Source organism: Egbenema bharatensis FJBBOT/2019, assembly GCF_048077055.1.
Taxonomy (GTDB): Bacteria; Cyanobacteriota; Cyanobacteriia; order Elainellales; family Elainellaceae; genus Egbenema; species Egbenema bharatensis.
Genome location: NZ_CP182236.1, coordinates 715,533 through 732,572 on the forward strand (window position 1 = coordinate 715,533; position 17,040 = coordinate 732,572).

The 17,040-nt window shown below is 43.2% G+C and carries 16 protein-coding genes and 1 pseudogene; all 17 read left to right on the forward strand.

Features of this window, described 5'->3' with window-relative positions:
* Positions 1-17 precede the first annotated feature (17 nt).
* The 17 genes and pseudogenes from ACM1PF_RS03195 (at position 18) to ACM1PF_RS03275 (ending at position 16,956) form a co-directional block, all read left to right on the forward strand.
* Positions 18-962: an NAD-dependent epimerase/dehydratase family protein gene (locus ACM1PF_RS03195; RefSeq protein ID WP_416672257.1), complete on the forward strand. Its 945-nt coding sequence runs from the start codon at positions 18-20 to the stop codon at positions 960-962.
* Positions 959-1,978, forward strand: a complete 1,020-nt coding sequence (locus ACM1PF_RS03200) for a glycosyltransferase family 2 protein (RefSeq protein ID WP_416672259.1) — start codon at positions 959-961, stop codon at positions 1,976-1,978. The genes ACM1PF_RS03195 and ACM1PF_RS03200 overlap by 4 nt, the downstream gene beginning before the upstream one ends.
* A gap of 9 nt (positions 1,979-1,987) precedes the next feature.
* Complete coding sequence (locus tag ACM1PF_RS03205) at positions 1,988-2,908, forward strand: glycosyltransferase (RefSeq protein WP_416672261.1); 921 nt, start codon at positions 1,988-1,990, stop codon at positions 2,906-2,908.
* A gap of 7 nt (positions 2,909-2,915) precedes the next feature.
* The gene (locus tag ACM1PF_RS03210; protein WP_416672262.1) at positions 2,916-4,142 is read left to right on the forward strand and encodes a glycosyltransferase family 4 protein; all 1,227 of its coding nucleotides are present in this window, start codon (positions 2,916-2,918) and stop codon (positions 4,140-4,142) included.
* Positions 4,143-4,149: 7 nt separating this feature from the next.
* Positions 4,150-4,815 carry a class I SAM-dependent methyltransferase gene (locus ACM1PF_RS03215; protein WP_416672264.1) on the forward strand — a complete coding sequence of 222 codons (666 nt, stop codon included), beginning with the start codon at positions 4,150-4,152 and terminating at the stop codon, positions 4,813-4,815.
* Positions 4,816-4,883: 68 nt separating this feature from the next.
* Entirely contained in the window at positions 4,884-5,831 is a 948-nt protein-coding gene (locus ACM1PF_RS03220; RefSeq protein WP_416672266.1) for a glycosyltransferase, read from the forward strand.
* A gap of 26 nt (positions 5,832-5,857) precedes the next feature.
* On the forward strand, positions 5,858-6,889 hold the full coding sequence (locus tag ACM1PF_RS03225) for a glycosyltransferase family 2 protein (RefSeq protein ID WP_416672268.1): 1,032 nt from the start codon (positions 5,858-5,860) through the stop codon (positions 6,887-6,889).
* A gap of 30 nt (positions 6,890-6,919) precedes the next feature.
* Positions 6,920-8,281 (forward strand): glycosyltransferase, encoded by a 1,362-nt coding sequence (locus tag ACM1PF_RS03230; RefSeq protein WP_416672270.1) that lies wholly within the window; start codon positions 6,920-6,922, stop codon positions 8,279-8,281.
* Entirely contained in the window at positions 8,278-9,036 is a 759-nt protein-coding gene (locus tag ACM1PF_RS03235; protein ID WP_416672271.1) for a class I SAM-dependent methyltransferase, read from the forward strand. Before ACM1PF_RS03230 ends, ACM1PF_RS03235 begins: the two co-directional genes overlap by 4 nt.
* A 72-nt stretch (positions 9,037-9,108) precedes the next feature.
* On the forward strand, positions 9,109-10,239 hold the full coding sequence (locus tag ACM1PF_RS03240) for a glycosyltransferase (RefSeq protein WP_416672272.1): 1,131 nt from the start codon (positions 9,109-9,111) through the stop codon (positions 10,237-10,239).
* Complete coding sequence (locus ACM1PF_RS03245) at positions 10,239-10,424, forward strand: class I SAM-dependent methyltransferase (protein ID WP_416672274.1); 186 nt, start codon at positions 10,239-10,241, stop codon at positions 10,422-10,424. The genes ACM1PF_RS03240 and ACM1PF_RS03245 overlap by 1 nt, the downstream gene beginning before the upstream one ends.
* Before the next feature lie 48 nt (positions 10,425-10,472).
* Positions 10,473-11,968: pseudogene (tnpC, locus tag ACM1PF_RS03250) on the forward strand (IS66 family transposase).
* Between the two features lie 16 nt (positions 11,969-11,984).
* Positions 11,985-12,518: a methyltransferase domain-containing protein gene (locus tag ACM1PF_RS03255; protein WP_416672275.1), complete on the forward strand. Its 534-nt coding sequence runs from the start codon at positions 11,985-11,987 to the stop codon at positions 12,516-12,518.
* Positions 12,519-12,549: 31 nt separating this feature from the next.
* Complete coding sequence (locus tag ACM1PF_RS03260; protein WP_416672276.1) at positions 12,550-13,434, forward strand: glycosyltransferase; 885 nt, start codon at positions 12,550-12,552, stop codon at positions 13,432-13,434.
* A gap of 33 nt (positions 13,435-13,467) precedes the next feature.
* Positions 13,468-14,694 (forward strand): glycosyltransferase family 4 protein, encoded by a 1,227-nt coding sequence (locus ACM1PF_RS03265; RefSeq protein WP_416672278.1) that lies wholly within the window; start codon positions 13,468-13,470, stop codon positions 14,692-14,694.
* Positions 14,691-15,686 carry a CgeB family protein gene (locus ACM1PF_RS03270; protein ID WP_416672280.1) on the forward strand — a complete coding sequence of 332 codons (996 nt, stop codon included), beginning with the start codon at positions 14,691-14,693 and terminating at the stop codon, positions 15,684-15,686. Before ACM1PF_RS03265 ends, ACM1PF_RS03270 begins: the two co-directional genes overlap by 4 nt.
* 121 nt (positions 15,687-15,807) lie before the next feature.
* Positions 15,808-16,956: a glycosyltransferase family 4 protein gene (locus tag ACM1PF_RS03275; RefSeq protein ID WP_416672282.1), complete on the forward strand. Its 1,149-nt coding sequence runs from the start codon at positions 15,808-15,810 to the stop codon at positions 16,954-16,956.
* Positions 16,957-17,040 lie beyond the last annotated feature (84 nt).

The window sequence follows — 17,040 nt, forward strand, 5'->3', positions numbered from 1 at the left end:
TTGAAGAGTTAGAGCTTATGCACTTCATTGTCACTGGAGGGGCAGGTTTTATCGGCTCCCATCTTGTCGAGCAGCTTTTACTGGAGGATCACAGCGTCACTGTTGTGGATAATCTTACAACAGGTAAGCATCAAAACTTGCCTGATCATCCTAATATCAACTTCATTCAGAAAGACATCATAGCTTGCCAACCAGAAGATTTTATTCAACCGATCGATGGCATTGCTCATCTTGCCGCAACCCCATCCGTTGGAGAATCCTGGTCAAATCCCCTGGAAGCACATCATAATAATCTCTCTGCTATGATTGCTGTGCTCCTACTCTGTGAAGCCCTCAAAATTCCTAAACTTGTATTTGCCAGTTCCGCAGCCGTGTATGGCAACACAAGTCAGTTACCTGTTCTAGAAGAACACCCCACGCTCCCCATCTCTCCCTATGGGCTACAAAAGCTTGTGAGTGAGCAGTATGCTAACTTGTTTGCTCCGCAGCTAAGGTTAGCATTTGTTGCACTACGGATGTTCAATGTTTTTGGTCCCCGGCAGCGCCCTGACTCACCCTACTCAGGTGTGATTTCTATTTTCACGAACGCAATGCAGCAAGGGCTACCCATCACCATTTATGGAGACGGTACACAAACTCGGGATTTTGTTTATGTCAAAGATGTTGCCGTTGCTTTTACAAAAGCTCTGACAACGCCTCTTCCTGCTGGATCATGTTTAACTTGCAATGTAGGCACGGGCAAAGGAACTTCACTGCTACAAGTTGTAAATATTTTCAAAACCTACTTTCCCCAATGGAATTCAAAAATTAACTTTACTGCTGCCCGACTGGGAGACATTCAACATTCCTACGCAGATATATCAAAAGCATCCTCTTCTCTAGATTTTGCCCCTCAATGGTTAGTTGCTTCTGGCATTGGGCGATTGGTTGAATCATTAACGAACTGCATGAGCGCGTTATGACAAATAATTCGCATCCCTATCGAGCAACAATTTTGCCTGTAGCAGATAGCACTATCCGGCCCCTCTGGTCAGTAATGATTCCAACCTACAATTGTGCTCACTATCTGCGCGAGACTCTAGCTAGTGTGTTAGCCCAAGACCCAGGCTCTGACGTGATGCAGATTGAAGTGGTTGATGATCACTCCACTAAAGACGATCCCCAAGCAGTAGTTGAAGAACTGGGGCGTGGTCGGGTTGGATTTTACCGTCAGCCCCAAAACATGGGTTATATCAAAAATTTTGAGACTTGTTTGCAGCGTTCTTGTGGAAGACTAGTCCATTTATTGCACGGTGACGACTGTGTCAGGCATGGGTTTTACCAGAAGTTACAGCAAGCTTTTGAGAAAAACCCTGAGGTTGGTGCTGCCTTCTGTCGCTACATATTGATGGATGAGTATGACCATTGGCAAGTCATTTCTCCATTAGAGCAGCCAGAAAGCGGTATTTTGAATAATTGGTTGGAGCGAATGGCCATCCGGCAAATTATTCAAACACCTTCAATTGTAGTACGAAGAGAAATCTATGAAAAACTGGGTGGATTCGATCGTCGGATTAGCTGCAACGGCGAGGATTGGGAAATGTGGGTGCGCATTGCTTCTCGGCACCCTATCTGGTATGAAGTAGAACCCTTAGCATTGTATCGTTTGAGTTCAACTTCATTAAGCGGTAAAGCAAGACGAACTGGTGAAAATATTCGTGATCTTCGCACGGTAATTCGCTTAAATAAACAACACCTACCAGAAGAACAGGCAAATCACATTTCAGCTAAAGCTCTCAGGTTTTACGCCTTTGAAGCCATTGATGACGCAAAACGGTTTATTGCCAGAGGCGAAGTAAGCGCAACGATTGCACAAATTCTAGAAGCAATACGTTGCCACCCTTCACTGGAAGTTATTCGACCCTCTACAAAGCTATTTCTGCAATTAATGCTTAAAGCTTTAGTATCGAAAATCAACTTAGGCTTTCTCTCGCTCTAATAAAGCATAATGTTTATGCAACCTTACTTGAGTGTTATCATTTGTTCTCACAATCCCAGAGTTCATTACTACGAAAGGGTTCTCAAAGCACTTGAATTCCAAACATTAACTGATGAACGGTGGGAACTTCTACTAGTTGACAATGCCAGCGATAAAGTTTTGGCCTCAGAGATTGATTTAAACTGGCATCCCTATGCTCGTCATATTCGAGAAGAGCAATTAGGACTAACGCATGCCCGATTAAGAGGAATCAAAGAAGCGCAATCAGATATCTTGGTCTTTGTAGACGATGATAATGTTCTTGATCCCGATTATTTAGAAATTGTTTTTAAAATTGCTAAGAATTGGCCAATTATAGGAGCTTGGGGTGGACAGCTTCGTCCTAAATTTGAAATACCTCCACCAGCCTGGACAGAAGAATATCTGGATATGCTAGCTATCCGAGAGTTTGGCAGGAATAAATGGTCAAACCTGACCTCAATTCTTCAAAATGGAGCAATTCCTGTTGGTGCTGGTCTTTGCGTTCGTAAAGTCGTAGCTGAGAAATATGCAGATTTAATTCTAAAAGATCCTAAACGAAGCACCTTAGATCGGAAAGGACAGCGATTAACCTCCTGTGGAGATCTAGATCTGGCTCTTACTGCCTGCGACTTGGGTTTGGGTACAGGTCAGTTTACAGAACTCGGTTTAACCCATCTCATTCCAGCGTTCAGACTTCAGGAAGATTACCTGCTGAAACTTGTTAAAAGTACCGCGTATTCTTTCACAGTTTTACGGGCATTGCGTGGAGAGGCTCCAACACTACCCTGCTATAGTGCAAGGCTCTATCAAAAGTATGCATATTGGCGCATGAATTCCAGACAACGACGATTTGAAAAAGCTCGTCAAGATGGTTTTACCTTAGCCTATCAGGAAATCTCAACTTGGTAAGTCAGGCATGAAAATTGCGTTCATCAGTTACGAGTTCCCTCCAGACACAGCCTATGGTGGCATAGCCACTTATGTGGATCAATCTTCTAGACTGCTCCGCCAGAGAGGACATCATGTAGAAGTGTTCACTAGCAGCCCCTACCAGGATGGAACTCAAACTCAGGATGGGATCATTATTCATCGGGCTCAGGAAAAAAGTCGCGAAGCTTTTCCAAAACTGATTGGGCCAATTTTTGCAGAACGACATCAGACTGTGAAGTTTGATGTTGTTGAAGGTCCAGATTACTGCGCTGATGCGATGGAAGCTGTTCGTTTATGCCCTGATATTCCACTTGCCATCAGATTTCATAGCCCCCGGTTCTTAATTGATGAGTTGAATAACGCTGAACCATCGTTTCTGCAGAAGCTGCGAGTATATCTTGGTGCCTTGCGGAGAGGGCAAAAGCCAATACGGCACTGGCAGTACAATCTAAACGAAGATATTGAGCGGATTCATGCCCTGGATGCAGATGAACTGGTTGTGCCTTCAAGCGCAATGGCTGAAAAAGTAATTGTGCCTTGGGGTTTAGATCCTGAGAAGGTATCACAGATTGCAAATCCATGTATTCCATCAGAGGCATTACTCAAAATTCCGGTTGATACCTGTACCCAGGTTGTGACATTCGTCGGTAGATTGGAGGTTAGAAAAGGGGTTATTGATTTAGCAAGAGCCATTCCACAAATATTAAAAGTATACCCGCAGGCTAAATTTCGTTTTGTTGGCCGCTCCTGGAATTCACCCCGACCACAACTGAATATGCAACAATACTTGGAGCAAATGCTCAAGCCCTACCTAAACTCCGTTGAATTCACTGGCCACATCGCTTCGGACAAACTTCCTGAAATATTTACTGAGACAGATATTTGCGTCTTCCCAAGCTTGTGGGAGCCTTTTGGGCTAGTTTGTACAGAGGCAATGGCAGCAGCGCGTGGGGTAGTAGCTAGTAACGCTGGTGGCATGGCTGAGTTGCTTGCCCAGGGTGAAGTAGGCCGATTGGTTCCTCCTCAAGCTCCGCAGGCGATTGCCGAGTCCATCATTGAACTATTAAAATATCCAACACTGCGCATGCATCTTGGGAAAAGCGCCCGCGCCCGCGTGTTGGCAGAATATAGCGCTGAGCGAATTGGTCAGCTACAAGAAGACAGCTACATACGTGCAATTCAAAGAAGAAAATCTCTTGGATTAAGGTATTAATTTCCTTATGTCATTTCTTTCATCTCTTAAAAACCTAACCTCAGAATCGGTAATTTGGCCATCGATAGATTATGAACTAAAAGAGTTTAGGGAAAAGGGACTTTTGAACGGTATAATTTTAAATGCTGGTGCAGGATGGAGAAATATAACCCACCTAATCGATGGCACATTGATCAATCAAGATATAAGTTGGGAAGGAGATACCCGAACTCATATTGATATTTACTCTCCTATCCATCAGATCCCTAAGCCTGACAATTTTTTTGATTGCATTCTATGTATTGCAGTTCTTGAACACGTTATCAACCCAGAAGAAATTATTCCTGAATTTTTTAGAGTCTGCAAACCCGGTGGGCATCTCATTGCGTCCGTTCCATTTCTCCAACCCGAACACAAAGTACCTACCGACTATCAGAGATATACTCAAGATGGATTAAGCGAACTAATGTCTCGTCATGGGTTTGAAGTAATTGAGGTAAAACCGATTTTCAGTATTTATCACACTCTGTATTGGATAGTATATGAGTGGCTGAATATAAAGCAAACAATTATATATAAAATACTGAAATTTGCTTTACTGCCTTCCCTGGCTCTTTTAGCAAAAAACTCAACTTTGCAATCACCTAAAATTGCAACTGCATTTCAGGTATTAGCTAAAAAGCCAGTAAAATAAGTTAAGTAAGTTTTTAGAATAATAAACTTTGAAGGAACATTAATAAAATAGACAAAAATATTATTTCTATGAATGTAGAAGAATCTAAATTCAAGCCAGTCATGAGTGTACTTATTTGCACTCATAATCCACGAGAAGATTATATTGCCAGAGTCCTACAGGCATTAGCCGAACAGACGTTATCTAAAAGTGTGTGGGAACTGATACTCATTGATAATGCCAGTCATCAACCCCTTTCCTCCATCATTAATTTGGGTTGGCATCCCCTAGCCCGTTACGTGCGCGAAGAAAAATTGGGTTTAACACCGGCTCGTTTAAGAGGAATTGAGGAAGCACGCAGTGATCTTTTAGTTTTTGTTGATGACGACAATGTTTTAAAAACAGGCTACCTAGAAATCACTTTAGAAATCAGCAAAGAATTTTCGATGCTTGGGGCGTGGGGTGGACAGATTATCCCTGAATTTGAAGCAAGCCCACCAGATTGGCTGAAGACTAACCAAGAGATTCTCGGCTATCTAGCTTGCAGAATTTTTGATGAAAACAAGTGGTCAAATTTAGTTCATGAATACCGAACCACACCTTGCGGAGCTGGACTTTGTGTTCGTCGAGCTGTTGCCAGAAAATATGCTGAGCTTGTTTTGCAAGATTCTCAACGCAGCAGTTTGGATCGTAAAGGTAAGGATTTAAGCTCTTGTGGAGATTACGATTTAGCATTTACAGCCTGTGATGTAGGTTTGGGTGTAGGCAAATTCGCTTCCCTAAAACTAACCCACTTAATACCACCAGAACGTCTTCAAGAAAACTATTTATTACAATTAGTCGAGCGAGTAGATTACTCAATTATTATGCTGGAGTTTTTACGAGAGAGAAAAATACCCAGGCTTAATTGGAGATCTTCAAAAATCTATTCTTTTTACATAGGTTTACGGTATGGCTTTAGAGAATCTCGCTTCTACGAAGCCTCCCAAAGGGGCAAAAAGCTCGCAATCAAGGAACTTAGCCGACTATTATCATAAGTAATACTTCATCTTCCCCTAGAACGTTGAAGTTCTATACAAAAGAGACAAAGAAAAAGTTCATAATTGAAGTTATGTCAGAAAAGTCGGAATATCTTGAATCTCATCCAAAAATCTCCATTATTATTCCCTGTTACAATGCTGAGTCTTTTTTAAGAGAAACGCTTGAAAGTATCTTCGTTCAAACATTTAGGGATTACGAAGTCATTTTAATTGATGATGGGTCTACGGATAATACGGCAAAAATTATTCAATCTTTTGGCTCTCAGGTGAGGGCAAAATTTGGTCTTAATCAGGGAGCAAGTAGTGCTCGAAATCAAGGAACCCAACTTGCATCTGGTCAATATATTCAGTATCTTGATGCCGATGATGTGCTGCATCCTGATGCTTTAGAGAAACGTTTTCTTGCACTTGAAACTGGCTTAGCAGATGTTGCCTACTCGAATTGGCAGTATTTAGAAGAAAATGAGGCAGGTGACTTCTGCCCTGGTAAAATTATTTCCCGGAAGATTGAGGACTTTCATGTTGATCCTCAGATCGCTTTATTTACAAATTTTTGGGCTCCTCCCGCAGCTATTTTATATCGCCGGGAAATTGTTGATGCTATTGGTGGTTGGAGTGGCTCATTGCCAGTCATTCAGGATGCACGGTTTCTAATGGATGCAGCCTTCGTAGGAGCCAGGTTTGTCCATGTCTCTAAAGTTGGAGCTAGTTATCGAGTTCACCGGGGCAGTTTATCGCGTCGTAATCATCAGACTTTCATGCAAGATTGCCTTCAGAATGCTATTGAAGTGGAAGAGAAATGGCATAGACAGGGCAAGTTATCTCAAGAGCAGCAAGCAGCTCTTGAGAATGTTTATGGTTATGTTACCCGGTACTTCTTCGAGCACGATCGCCTCAAATTCTACGAAGTGCTCGATAGGATTCACAGCTTGAATCCAAACTATCTCCCTTCCGGCCCAGCATCCTTACGCCAGCTTTCAAAATGGTTTGGCTATGAAAGGGCAGAAGCGATCGCTCTTAATTATCGTCGCTTCAAAAAATTGTTCAGAGCCTAACTTTACCACCTACGCTCGCCTCTCCCTAACGTGAAAGTTATCCAGGTTCCCTTCGGTTTTTACCCCGATCCGGTTGGTGGCACCGAAGTTTATGTTAAAGCCCTATCTCGCCATTTGCAAGAACAAGGCATTGAAGTTCTCATTGCAGCACCTGCAGAAACCAATCAAACCTACCACTACAATCAACTGCCCGTTCAACGGTTTGCAACTAGCCAGACGACCAATATACGAGAACTTTACGGGTTGGGCGACGAGTTAGCCGCTTTGGAGTTCGATCGCATCCTGGAGCAGGAGCAGCCCGATATCGTTCATCTTCATGCCTTTACCCGCGCTGTTTCCCTCCGTTTAGTGCAAGCTGCCAAACAACGGCACATCCCTGTCGTGTTTACCTATCACACCCCAACCGTGAGCTGCCAACGAGGGACATTATTGCAATGGGGAACCCAAGTTTGTGATGGCAAGATAAATGTAAACACCTGCGCTCGCTGTACTTTGCAGGGGCTTGGCATGAAGCCTATTGCTGCTAACGTGATGGGTAGCTTGCCGCTCTGGGTCGGGCAAACCTTGGGAGCCCTCAATCTTCAGGGAGGAATTTGGACAGCCGCCCAAATGACCGAGTTAATGAGCGATCGCCAAACGACTTTTCATACCCTGATGGAAACAGTCAATCACATTGTAGCGGTGTGCAACTGGGTGAAAGATGTTTTAGTTCGTAACCAGGTTCCTCCAGAGAAAATCACCGTTATTCGCCAGGGACTATGCCATGATTCATCACCCCAAGCTCTCAACTTAACCCCAAAGCAGCCAGACACAAACCTGAAACTTGTTTTCTTAGGCCGTCTTGATCCAACTAAAGGCATTCATATTCTGATTCAGGCTATCCGGTCTGATCCTCAATTAGCCGTCAGTCTAGATATTTATGGTGTTTCTCAAGGAGGAAACGCTTATCAAAACGAATTGCTGGCACTGGTCAATGACGACCCTCGCATTACATTCAAATCTCCCTTACCCTCTGAGCAGGTGATTTCAACCTTAGCAGAATACGATCTTCTAGCGGTGCCTTCTCAATGGTTAGAAACGGGACCAATGGTGATTCTGGAAGCGTTTGCGGCTGGAATACCGGTGATTGGTTCCAATTTAGGGGGTATTGCAGAATTAGTTCAGCATAAGATAAATGGTATTTTGGTAGAACCTGAATCAGTTGCAGCTTGGTATCAAGAACTTAATAAGCTAAGCCAAAAGGTTCAATTAGCACAATTGCAAATAGGCATTAATTCACCTTTGAGTATGCATGCCATCGCCACTCAGATGCTACTCATTTACTCTTCTATCAGGAATGCGAAAACATTGGATTCAGCTAATTCTTCAACTTCTCTAAAAGGCTATTTATGAGCAAATCCACTCAACAATCATATTACAATCAGCACTACAGTATCTCTGATAGCACAGCCTGGAAGACATGGGTTCCTAAAGCAAATTTTGTAGAAAAGCAGAACCTTTCTGAATTCAAGAATAGTTTTTGGCAAGCAGATGCTCAAGAAAGTGTTTTGGCTGCACTCGCTGAATTTGCGCCCTTTGACGCTGTTTTAGATATTGGTTGTAGTGCTGGAGATTTTTTGATTCCCCTTAGTAGAGCATCTACTCGCGTCTATGGAGTCGATATTGTTGATTTTTCGGTTGCTTGGAAATTGTTGAGACATGAATATGGAATTTGTTGCCAGCAACTCAATCTAGATTACGCTAATTTACCATTTGATAATTCAAGTTTCGATGTTGTAACCATGTTAATGGTGCTAGAACATGTCTTTGATGTGCATCATGCCGTTCGAGAAATTGCCCGGGTCTTAAAGAAAGGCGGAGTCGTAGCCATTCAAGTTCCTAATATTGCTTATTTAAAGCACAGAATAGATTTGCTGAAGGGCAAACTGCCATGTACATCTGATACTACGAAAAGCGACAATCAAACAGAATGGGATGGTCAACATCTGCATTACTTTACTCTTGCCTCCCTAGATAGTTTGCTGAAGCAGTATGGTCTGCACAGGCAAAAAGTGCAGTGCTCAGGCAAACTAGTTGGACTGCGCCAGCTACGCCCATCTTTTCTAGGGGCAGATTTGACAGTATTTGCAAGAAAACTAGCAGAATAGTCTTGATATGACTCTAAAAGATACGACTAATTTCATAAAAGATATGTGCGGAAAGCAAGTATGAGACGGATTTTGTACATTCAATACACTAATCCAGCAGCATACCCACCTTTAGAGCACAGCTCTCGCATCCTAGCACAAGAAGGTTGGCAGGTATTATTTCTGGGCACGGATGCATTAGGAGTCAATATTTTAAGCTTTCCTCCACGTCCAAAAATTACTGTCTGGCAAATGCCCTTTTGTCTTCCAGGATGGCGGCAAAAACTACACTACATCCAGTACTGTCTTTGGATTTTAGTCTGGACATTACGATGGAAACCAAACTGGATATACGCCTCTGATCTTTTCGCTTGCCCGATCGCCCTTGTTTTGAGCTTCCTACCTGGTGTTAAAGTGCTCTATCATGAGCACGATTCACCCAATGCCACTCCTGAAAGTGCTTTTCTAAGATTCTGTCTTACGACTCGTAGGCAGCTAGCTCAAAGAGCAAATCATTGTATTTTCCCGAATCAGCAAAGAGCAGATCATTTTGATAAAGCTGTTACTGCTCGCAAGCACTCGCTTTGCGTTTGGAATTGCCCTGCTCAAGAAGAGGTTGTCTCTCAGCGATCGCCCTGGAATCATCAGACTCTTTGGGTTCTCTATCACGGGTCAATTGTACCCGATCGGCTTCCTCTGGCTGTGCTTCAAGCGCTAGCTACCTTACCAGACACGGTGAAGTTAAGAGTGATTGGTTATGAAACTACAGGGCATGCTACCTATGTACAAACTCTAAGCAATGTTGCAGCTAAGTTAGGGCTGAGTCAACGAATTGAATTTTTGGGTGCGATGCCCAGGAAGGAGCTTTTGAAGTGGTGTCAGCAGAGCGATGTTGGTCTTGCCTTCATGCCGATAACTACCCAAGATGTTAATTTATCCTGGATGACAGGCGCATCGAATAAGCCTTTTGACTACCTGTCCTGTGGTTTGCCGCTTGTTGTTTCCAACCTTCCTGATTGGCAGGATCTGTATGTTAAACCGGGATATGGATTGGCTTGCAATCCTGATGATCCTGACAGCATTGCTGAAGTATTGCGCTGGTATTTAGAGCATCCGGTTGAGATGAGAGAGATGGGCGATCGGGGGAGAAGGCGGATTTTAAATGAATGGAATTATGAAATTCAGTTTTCCCCTGTATTAAAAAGGCTATCAGAGGTACAGTAATGTCTCTTGTATATCACCGAAGCTTTTCTAATGGTTTAGAAGGCAAATATGCCAAAGTTGCTGAGAAATTGTCACCTGGAAGCCGCATATTAGAAATTGGCTGTCATACTGGATACTTTAGCCGTTATTTACTCAGCCAAGGCTATCAAGTAGTAGGTATAGAAACGTATCCGTACACAGGGTAAAGCAGAAAGAGTGAGCGATGTGAGGGTAAGTCTGCTAGGCTAAAACGCATGGAATCCCCGAATGCCTTTTTAAGCGAAATTTCAGCAGAGGACTGGGCCAACACACCGGAGAGTGTCAAGCAGTTGGTGCAGCGTCTATTGGAGCGTATTGAGGCATTAGAGGCAGGCCAGCAAGCGTTACAAGAGCAAATTCAGCGCAATTCCAAAAACTCCTCGCAACCGCCTTCGCAAGACCCTCCGAAGGGATTCAAGGCTACCCCGAAAAGAAAAGTGGGAAAGCGCGAGGCGGACAACCGGGACATCCGGGACATTCGCAGGAACTTTACCCGCCGGAACAATGTACGCGCATTGAGGATCACTACCCTGAGGTGTGTTGCGAATGTGGACATCGCTTGAGAGGGAAAGATGCCAATCCGCAACGGTGTCAGATCGTAGATTTGCCACCGTTACAACCGATTGTTTTGGAACATCGCTTTCATGCGTTGGAGTGCCCCCAGTGTGGGGTAAGCAGCCGTGCCTATGATGGCGAGATTGTGGATGGTTGTCGCTATGGGGAAAGGCTGTGTGCATTAGTCGCACTGTTGAGTGGAGAGTATCGTCAAAGTCACCGGATGGTGGTGCGGCTGTTGAGTGAATTGTTTGAGATTCCCATCTCCGTGGGCAGTGTCGGACGCTTGCGGCAACAGATGAGTGAAGCGATTGAGCAACCCGTCGAAGCGGTTCATCGCTATGTGCAGCAGCAACCCGTTGTTGGGATAGATGAAACGAGTTTGCCTCAGGGTAACGCCGATGGGAACAATGGCAAGGGGAAGCGAGGCTGGTTGTGGGTGATGGTAACCCCGTTGGTGTGCTATTTCCAGGTGGCGTTAAGCCGCTCTCAAGCCACCGCTCAAAGCATCTTAGGAACTGATTTTGCTGGGATTGTCAACAGCGACCGCTACAGTGCTTACAACTGGTTAAACTTGCAATGGCGACAATTGTGTTGGGCGCATCTGAAACGCGATTTCACCAAAATTGCCGAACGGGGTGGGGTGAGCCAGACCTTGGGAGAGCAACTTCTCCAACAGCAAGAGAAATTATTTGAGTTATGGCATCGGGTGCGAGATGGAACCTTAGCACGCCCCCAATGGATAGAAGCCGTAGCACCCATTCGACAACGGGTGAAAGCACTGTTGGAAGAAGGAGCGGCTTACCCAATTGGAACCAAAGAAAAGACACCTTTGGCAAAGACGGTGCGAACCTGTCAGCAGTTACTCAAAGTAGAACCTGCTTTATGGTTATTCGTCACAACCGTTGGAGTAGAGCCAACCAATAATGCAGCAGAACAGGCGATTCGTCCAGCAGTGTTGTGGCGACGCTGTAGCTATGGCTCCCAAAGTGAGGCAGGCAGTTTGTTTGTCGGACGAATGATGACGGTTGTAGCAACGCTGCGGCGGCAAAATCGCCATGTCCTCGATTATCTCACCGATGCTTGCTATGCCAAGCGTCGGGGCTTGCCTGCCCCTTCTTTACTTCCGCTTCCCGACCTACAGCGATCCTCCTGACTACCTTGCTAACCCTGTGTACGGATACATAGAAACTAATCCTAAAGCTGCTCAAGTGGCAACCGAGGAAGGCGTGAATGTAATTTGTGGTGATATTGAAGAACCCTTACTCCTATTTTCTATTCATGAGAAGTTTGATGTAATTTTGCTCATGGATGTTGTTGAACATTTAACGAAACCTGTAAATACGCTTATCCAGTTGAAACAACGCGTTAACCCTGGCGGCAAAATTATAACTACTGATCCTAATGTGGCTTATTGGGCGATCCGTAAAAATTTGTTGTTTGGACAATGGAACTATGCGGATAGTGGGATTATGGATAAAACACATCTTCACTTCTACACAGCATCTACTTGGAAAGCTCTAATGGAGGAAGCTGGTTATAGAGTAACCTCGTTAAAACCAGTTGAAGGAATGGTTCCTTTCGAAAATTTTCTGTTTAAGTCTGAACTCTTAAAAGAATCAGTAGGCTGGCTACGTCACTTAGCAATTACAGCAGCACCCGAACTTTTCACAATTGTCTATCTATTAGAAGCCATCCCTACATAAAATGAAATTGGAAAGAAATATCACCATTGTCATGCCCGTTTACAATGGGGAGGATTATCTGAGTGAAGCCATCCAGAGCGTTATTAACCAAACCTATAGCGAATGGAAGTTACTATTGATTGATGATTGCAGTACAGACAGATCGAGAGACATTATAGAGCAGTTTTCAGGAGATTCTAGAATCTCGAAACTCTATCATGCTAACAATTGCGGTTTGTATGGAAGTTTGGTAAAAGCAGTATCCCATATTAACTCTGAATGGATTGTTATCCTGATGCAGGATGACCGCTTGAAACCTGGATATTTAGAAGAAATGTTCTCTATTGTAAAGCATTATCCTGAGTCAAAAGCATTTTGGGCTACTGAAGATTTAATTGATCGCGACGGTCAGATGTTAAGAAAAGGCTCAGAAACATCAAGAATTGAAGTTATTAACCCTGGTATATCTCCCTGGCTTAGCATTTTGAGACGAGGCTGTATCTGGACAATCAGTGGCTCTCTAACACATCGAAGCTTATTTTTATCTGATCCATTTAGAATAGATTTGCCACACTGCGGTGATTACGATTGGTTGCTTCGTACAATTCGAAGAGAAATCTTTGTATATTATGAAAAGGCCCTGACTGAGATTCGCATTCACGAAAAGCAAGCCAGTACGTCAAATCTCAAGTCCGGTCAAGATATCAAAGAGTATCACAGCATTATAAACAACAATTTGTGTAACTACTCACAAGAAATATCTCAGCTGAAAACACTTCATATTAGCCTTCAATGGGCTAAAGCCATGAGTCTTAGAATGATAAGTTCTTTTCTAAAAGGAAATCTTTACTACGCAGCTTTTTTGGGTTGGTACACTTTAAAGTTCTTATCCTTGCCTTTTACCTACAAGAGAATGAATAATGCCACGAATACTTAATCAACATTCTTGTAGATTTTATTTGTAGATTTTATGTTAGCTATTATTGAGACCCATCCGGTTCAATATCGTGCCCCAGTTTACCGAATGCTGCAACAGCAATTTGGTATCCCGCTAACCGTTATCTACGGCTCAGATTATAGTGTAGCTGGGTATAGAGATCAAGAATTTAATTCAGCATTTGCCTGGGATATTGATTTGGTATCAGGCTATTCATCAAAATTTCTATCTCAAGTTCAAACAGGCGGTGCGCGATCGTTTGAGGCGATTTCATCTCAAGGATTAGGAAAAGCCTTACAGGAAGTAGCTCCAGACGTTGTGCTAATTACAGGATATCAGCACCGCCTCTATCAAGCTGCTTTCTATCAAGCACTGAAACAAAACTATCCAATCCTATTCCGAGCTGAAACCACAGATCACGCTCTAGCAAGAAACCCACTTAAAATCTGGCTACGAGACACGACACTGCACTGGGCTTATCAACGATGTGCTAAATTGCTATACATTGGTCAGCATTCCAAAAAACACCATCAGAGATTGGGTGGTACAGAGCAACAGCTCATTTCATCCCCCTATTGTGTAGATACATCTCCATTTCAGCTTGATGAAGCTGCTCGAATAGAGTTTCGTGAACTGACTCGTCAGAGCCTGGGGATTGCCAACACTCAGATAGTATTAATTTTTTCTGGAAAGCTCAGTCCCCGAAAACGGCCTGATCTAATTTTGCAGGCTATTAAGCAACTTCCCTCAGCTCTCCGTGAGCAAATTACCGTCCTCTTTATGGGAAACGGAGAATTGAAATTAGACCTGCAAAGCCAAGCTGCCAGTGCACCATCTGTAACGACCCATTTTGTGGGTTTTCAAAATCAAACCCAGCTCAGCCGTTATTATCACGCTGCCGATTTACTCATCCTCCCCAGCCAATATTCTGAAACCTGGGGGCTAGTTGTGAATGAAGGACTACATCATGGATTGCCTGCTATTGTCTCTCAGGCAGTTGGCTGTGCCCCAGATTTAGTGAGCCCTGGTATAACAGGGGAGGTGTTTGAAACAGGTTCCGCCCAAAGTTTAGCCCAGGCCATTGAACGATCTGTCAGCTTAATAAATCGTCCTGAAACTCGGCAACAATGCCACGATCGTGTCAGCCACTATACCGTTGAGCAAGCGGCTCAAGGCATCGCTGCCGCCTACAGCCACGTAGCGGTAGAGGAGAGAAAAAACAATGTTCGGACTGTATTGTCGAAGGATAACAAAAGGTGAGTATCCTGATTGCCGGTATCCCCGGAGGAACCCATGTCGGACATGCTTTTTTTCAAGCAGCTCAAGAGATTGAGCTATCTCCTCATTTCTTCAACTGTGAGCTTGCCTATGAAGCTCCTTACTGGCTCAGACAACTCAATTGGCGATTGCGAGGCAAATATCCATCTAAACTAAGAGACTTCAGTGAGGAAATTGTCCAAACCTGTCTCTGCACTTCCCCTAAATGGCTACTGACTACAGGAATTGCACCGGTAAGCCACAGAGCTTTGCAGCAAATTGGCGCGATGGGAATTCAACGAATTAACTTTTCAACCGATGATCCCTGGAATGCGGCTCATTATGCACCCTGGTTTTTCCAAGCTCTGCCTCATTACGACATTGTATTTTCTCCCCGCCGTGCGACCGTAGATGATTTATTGAAATTGGGGTGCAGCCGGGTAGAATATTTACCCTTTGGTTATGATCCAGAGCTATTTTACCCAGAGCCAGACCCTACCCAGAAAAATGGCAATATCCCCGATGTGATATTTGCCGGAGGAGCCGATCGCAACCGAGTTCCTTATATGCACGCCCTGATTCAGGCTGGAATGAGTGTAGATTTATATGGTGGCTATTGGGAACGATATTCCGAAACCAGATTCAATAGTCGGGGTAAAGCCAATATTCAAACCTTGCGCTCTGTGCTTCGTCAAGCCAAAATAGCGCTTTGCCTAGTCCGCCGAGCCAATCGAGATGGTCACTGTATGCGTACCTTTGAGGTTCCCGCCGTTGGTGGCTGTATGTTAACCGAAGATACTCAGGAACATCGAGAAATTTTTGGAGCAGAAGGCGAAGCCGTTATCTACTTTTCAACCATTCCAGAAATGATCGAAAAAGCTCGATGGCTTCTAGTCCATGATGCAGAACGCCAGCGTTTATCACATAATGCCCATCAGCTGATTACTCAGGGGGCAAATACTTATCGCGATCGCCTCAAGACTATGATTTTTTAACTGGCAAAGCTTGACAAGTAGGGTTACAGCAATCCTATAAAGGATTGCTGTATTTGTAACCATGTTAAGTTGATTTATCAAAAACCTCAGAATTACCATCTAAATACTCTAGATCTAAATCATGAAGACAAATATTCTTGTTGGTGGCTCATTCCATGCTTCATTTTTAGCTCAAGCATTGCTTAATATTCATGAGGACTTCGTTATTTATACGTCAGCCCCTAGAAATAAATTTGGTAAAAATTCAAATCAATACGAAATAAAATTTGTACCACTCGTTGCCTCTATCATTCAGAGAATTACCAAATTTAACCTTGTCAAACTATCTGAGCAAGAAACTATCCTTTTCGATAAAATGGCATCTATATTAATGAGAAATTGTGATGTTTTATATGGCTGGGCTGGTTTTTCTCTAATTTCAGCGGAGAAAGTTAAGAAGAATGGCGGAAAGTTTATATTGGAACGTTCTTGTCCCCATGTTTTATTTCAAGAAGAACTTCTGTCTATTGAGGCGGAGAAGTTAAAAATTGGATGTACTCTAAGAAGTAGATCTTGGGTGCAACGGAGTATTGATGAGTATACATTGGCAGACTTTATTGTTGTGCCCTCCTCATATACCTACAACTCATTCATTGAAAGGGGGATCCCCTCGAAGAAACTATGTTTAGTTGAACTTGATAGAAAAGTAACTCTTCCGCCCCAAAAGTACTGGCAACCTGAAAAAAAAGAATTTGTAGTTGGAATGCTAGGTGGTTCTCTGTTGAGAAAAGGATTTGTCTATCTATTGGAAGCATGGAACCAGTTAAACTTGCCTAATTCTAGGCTTATTCTAAAAGCTTCTGAGAAAGAGTTAAGAGCTTCCCCTATTGTCTCTAACTATCTCAACAAAATTAAAAACCTAGAAATAATTTCATATATCAAAAATATTAATGAGTTTTACCAGAGGTGCGATGTATTTTGTCTGCCCTCCGTTGACGAAGGCTTCGGTATGGCAGCTATGGAGGCTTTAGCAAATTCGCTACCTGTTATTATTACAAAGAACGTAGGAGCTAGGGATCTAATAGAAAGCCAGGATGTAGGATTTATTGTTGAACCATTTAATAGTGAGGAAATCGCAGAAAAAATCAATTTATTTTATGAAAACAGAGAAATCATAGAGATTATGGGAAGAAAAGCATATCAATTTACATTAGATAGAGAAGCTCAAAAACTTAAAGATGGAGGAACCTACAACAGAAAGATTGCAAAACTTTATTCCTCCATAATCTAAGATTGATAGCAAGCTCTTTGGATAAGAGCAGTAATTTTGATTGCATTCCGGATTCCTCTATATAGCTATTGAATAGCTTTATGG